This window comes from Prevotella sp. CAG:255 (assembly GCF_000431195.1).
Classification (GTDB): Bacteria; Bacteroidota; Bacteroidia; order Bacteroidales; family Bacteroidaceae; genus Prevotella; species Prevotella rara.
Map to the genome: position 1 here is coordinate 1 of NZ_HF986812.1, position 3,658 is coordinate 3,658.

Below are 3,658 nucleotides of genomic sequence, written 5' to 3' on the forward strand. Positions count from 1 at the left end.
ATCATCTTCCCGTTGGTGAAGAAGCCCGACAACGTGGCAAAGTACGTGCGCCGCATCAAGGACAAGGCAGGGATAGAAAAGGATTTCACCTATCACAGCAGCCGCCATTCGGCGGCAACGCTGGCGATAACGGCAGGTGCGGAACTCTACTCAGTCAGCAAGATTTTGGGGCATGGCAGCATCGCGTCAACGCAGGTTTACGCAAAGGTGAAAATGGAAAAGAAAGTTGAAGCAATGAACCTGACAAACGGTGTGTTCTAACTTGAATGATAGCCCAAACAGGGGGTTGTTGAAATGACATCCCCCTATATTTGAAGTAGAAGTTGTTTAGGGGGTCGCTAAATCAACGACTCCCTATAATGTTTCATATTTATGGAGAAGAAATCATTTTTGTAAAAACACAACTCGTTGGTTGTGTTTTCTCGAATAATTGTATTACCTTTGCATCCAGACAAGATAAGGTAATCTTTCAATGAATACAACGACAGATAAAATGCCTTGTATGGCTTTGGAAGCCGTAAAGCAGGAAACTGGTGTGAAACAGGATAAAAAGGATTGGGCGGAATATTCACAGTTGATTGCCGCCGCCATGTCAAAACGGATGACGGAACTCGGCTTGACGCAACAGATGCTTGCCGAAAAGATGAACTGCACCCAGCAATACATATCCAAAGTGCTGAAAGGCAAAAAGAATATGTCGTTGGAAACCATTTGCAAGATAGAAAACGCATTGGGAATTGAGATTATCAGAAGTCTGAATGATAATAAGTAACGCATAAAAGGTAGAACAGGAATATGTCTATACAAAGTGAAGCGGCATTGGAAGCCGGACTTATCGCCACGCTCCAGCAAATGGACTATGAATATGTCCAAATTGCCGAGGAGGACAATCTTCAAGCCAATTTCAAGAGGCAGTTGGAGATACACAACCGTAAGCGGTTGGCGGAGCATGGCCGTACCGAATTTACGGATGAGGAATTTGACAAGATACTCATCTACCTTGAAGGAGGCACACGCTTTGAAAAGGCGAAGAAGCTCCGCGACCTTTATCCGCTTGACACGGCGGACGGCAAACGCATCTGGGTGGAGTTCCTTAACCGTCAACAGTGGTGTCAGAACGAATTTCAGGTTTCCAACCAAATCACGGTGGAAGGGCGTAAGAAGTGCCGCTACGATGTGACCATTCTTATAAACGGTCTGCCTTTGGTACAGATTGAATTGAAACGTCGGGGCGTAGAGTTAAGGGTGGCATACGACCAAATCCAACGCTATCATAAGACTTCTTATCACGGGTTGTTTGATTACATTCAACTGTTCGTGATTTCCAACGGTGTCAACACACGCTACTTCGCCAACAATCCAAACGGAGGCTATAAGTTCACGTTCAACTGGACGGACGCAGCCAATGTGCCGTTCAATGAATTGGATAAGTTTGCAGCCGCATTTTTGGAGAAATGTACGCTCGGCAAAATCATAGGAAAATACATCGTGCTGCATGAGGGCGACAAGTGCCTGATGGTGCTTCGTCCGTACCAGTTCTATGCCGTGGAGAAGATATTGGATAAGGTGAAGAACTCCAACGACAACGGCTATATATGGCATACAACAGGAGCCGGAAAGACCTTGACTTCATTCAAGGCGGCACAGCTTGTTTCCGAACTGGACGATGTGGATAAGGTAATGTTTGTGGTTGACCGTCACGACCTTGACACCCAAACCCAATCGGAATATGAAGCCTTTGAGCCGGGTGCGGTGGACGGCACGGACAACACGGATGAGTTGGTGAAACGGTTGCACAGCAATTCCAAGATAATCATCACTACCATTCAGAAGCTCAACGCCGCAGTTAGCAAGACGTGGTACAGCAACAAGATTGAGGCCATACGCCACTCCCGTATCGTGATGATATTCGACGAGTGCCACAGAAGCCACTTTGGGGAAAGTCACAAGCGCATCATGAAGTTCTTTGACAACGCCCAAGTGTTCGGCTTCACGGGTACGCCCATCTTCACGGAGAATGCCATTAACGGGCATACCACCAAAGAGATATTCGGCAACTGCCTGCACCAATACCTTATCAAGGATGCCATAGCCGATGAAAACGTGCTGGGCTTCCTTGTGGAGTATTATCATGGAAGCGAAGAAGTGGAAAAGGGCAATGCCAACCGCATGGAGGAGATAGCCAAATTCATCCTTAATAATTTCAATAAGTCAACCTTTGACGGTGAGTTTGATGCGCTGTTTGCCGTGCAATCCGTACCGATGCTTATCCGCTATTACAAGATATTCAAGTCGTTGAAGCCGAAAATCCGTATCGGTGCAGTATTTACATACGCTGCCAACAGCAGCCAGGACGATGAACAGACGGGAATGAATACGGGGCAGTATGTCAGCGAAAGCACAGGCGAGGCGGACGAACTGCAAGCCATCATGGATGACTACAATGAAATGTTCGGCACAGCATTCACTACCGAAAATTTCCGCGCTTACTACGATGACATCAACCTGCGCATGAAAAAGAAGCGGGCTGACTTGAAACCGCTTGACCTCTGCCTTGTCGTGGGAATGTTCCTTACGGGCTTTGACAGCAAGAAACTCAATACGCTCTATGTGGATAAGAACTTGGAGTACCACGGATTGCTGCAAGCGTTCAGCCGAACCAACCGTGTACTGAATGAGAAAAAGCGTTTCGGAAAGATTATATGCTTCCGTGATTTGAAAAGCAATGTTGATACGGCCATCAGGCTTTTCAGTAACTCAAATAATCCCGAAGAAATAGTACGTCCACCTTTTGAGGATGTGAAAAAGGAATACCAGCAGTTGGCAACGGACTTCTTGCAGAAATACCCGGAGCCAAGCAGCATAGACCTGTTGCAGAGCGAAAAGGACAAGAAAGACTTTGTGCTGGCTTTCCGCGACATCATCCGCAAACACGCGGAAATCCAAATATACGAGGATTACAGCGATGATGCGGACGACCTCGGCATGACCGAACAACAGTTTATGGACTTCCGAAGCAAGTACCTTGACATTCACGATACGTTTGTTCCGTCGGATATGCCTTCAGCCTCTCCAAGCGGCGGCGATGAAACGCCAAGCGATGAACGGTTGGAGGATGTGGATTTCTGCCTTGAACTCCTGCACAGCGACATTATTAATGTGGCTTATATCCTCGAATTGATTGCTAACCTTAATCCATACAGCACGGACTATGCAGAGCGGCGTAAGAACATCATTGACACGATGATAAAGGATGCCGAAATGCGTAACAAGGCGAAACTCATTGACGGCTTCATTCAAAAGAATGTGGACGAGGATAAGGAGAACTTCATGGCGCGACGGCAAAAGGCGGACGGTACAAGCGAACTGGAGGAACGCTTGAACCGCTATATCTCCACAGAACGTGAAAAAGCCGTGAACTCTTTGGCACAGGACGAGGGGCTTTCTTCGGATGTGCTCGACCATTACTTGAAAGAGTATGACTACCTGCAAAAAGAGCAGCCGGAAATCATACAAAAGGCGCTCAAAGAGAAGCACCTCGGACTGATTAAGACCCGAAAGGCTTTGACAAGGATAATGGATAGATTGCGTAGCATAATAAGAACTTTTAGTTGGGATTGAATATGATTAAATTATTAAACAGTCTGTACCTAACAGA

The 3,658-nt window shown here is 46.6% G+C and carries 3 protein-coding genes; all 3 read left to right on the forward strand.

Translation table 11 applies throughout. From position 1 onward, the window contains the following. The coding region (locus QVO66_RS07685; protein ID WP_288172733.1) for a tyrosine-type recombinase/integrase at nt 1-261 on the forward strand (261 nt) is incomplete at its 5' end. Nucleotides 262-472: 211 nt separating this feature from the next. Further along, nucleotides 473-772, forward strand: a complete 300-nt coding sequence (locus tag QVO66_RS07690) for a helix-turn-helix domain-containing protein (protein WP_007482716.1) — start codon at nt 473-475, stop codon at nt 770-772. Nucleotides 773-795: 23 nt separating this feature from the next. Further along, nucleotides 796-3,621 carry a type I restriction endonuclease subunit R gene (locus QVO66_RS07695; RefSeq protein ID WP_008666030.1) on the forward strand — a complete coding sequence of 942 codons (2,826 nt, stop codon included), beginning with the start codon at nt 796-798 and terminating at the stop codon, nt 3,619-3,621. Nucleotides 3,622-3,658 lie beyond the last annotated feature (37 nt).

Bases quoted from the DNA above. Each gene is read 5' to 3' on its own strand.
- QVO66_RS07690 (WP_007482716.1), top strand. From the start codon at position 473: ATGAATACAACGACAGATAAAATGCCTTGTATGGCTTTGGAAGCCGTA.
- QVO66_RS07695 (WP_008666030.1), top strand. From the start codon at position 796: ATGTCTATACAAAGTGAAGCGGCATTGGAAGCCGGACTTATCGCCACG.